The organism is Nocardia barduliensis (assembly GCF_013315795.1).
In the GTDB taxonomy this organism is placed as follows: domain Bacteria; phylum Actinomycetota; class Actinomycetes; order Mycobacteriales; family Mycobacteriaceae; genus Nocardia; species Nocardia barduliensis.
Genome location: NZ_JABLTE010000280.1, coordinates 1 through 800, shown reverse-complemented (window position 1 = coordinate 800; position 800 = coordinate 1). Strand labels below are relative to the sequence as shown.

General features: G+C 72.0%; 1 protein-coding gene. It reads left to right on the top strand.

Annotated features, from left to right (window positions below; translation table 11 throughout):
* Positions 1-800: AAA family ATPase (locus HOV91_RS39200; protein WP_174190200.1), on the top strand; the 800-nt coding region annotated here is incomplete at both ends.

The window sequence follows — 800 nt, the reverse complement described above, 5'->3', positions numbered from 1 at the left end:
CACCCCGGGGGCTCCGGCGCGCACGGGTAACACGGTGGCCCGGCCGAACGGGCAGGACTACCACGTGCGCCAGCTCGCCGGGCGTGCCGATGTGGATGTGTTGCGGACCATGCGGGCGGCCGAGGTTCCGGTGCTGCTGTACGGGCCGCCCGGCACCGGCAAGACCTCGCTCATCGAGGCCGCCTACGGGGACCTGTTGACGGTGCAGGGCGACGGGGACACCACGGTCGCCGATTTCGTGGGCGAGTACACCCAAACCCCGGACGGGCGTTTCGTTTTCATGGACGGCCCGCTGGTGCGGGCGATGAAAGAGGGCCGGGTGCTGTTCATCGACGACGCGACCCTCATCTCCCCGACCGTGCTGGCGGCGGTGTATCCCGCGATGGACGGGCGCAAAGAGCTGGTGGTCAAAGCTACCGGCGAGGTGGTCAAGGCCGAGCCCGGGTTCTTCGTGGTGGCCGGGCACAACCCCGGCGTGCACGGGGCCATCCTGTCCGACGCGCTGAGTTCGCGGTTCGCGTTCCAGGTGCGGGTGGTCAGCGACCTCGACCTGGCCACCCAGCTCGGGGTGGAACGGCGCGCGGTCAAGGTGGCGCGCGAGCTGGCCGCCCGGCAGGCGAAGGGCGAGGTCGGGTGGGCCCCGCAGCTGCGCGAACTGTTGGCGTTCCGCAAGATCGCCGCCGCCACCGACCCCGACACCGCCATGGCCAACCTCCTCGGGGCCGCCCCGGAAGAGGACCGCGAGGTGGTCGCCGCCGTGGTGCGGACCGTGTGCGGCACCACCCACACCCCCCTCGCCC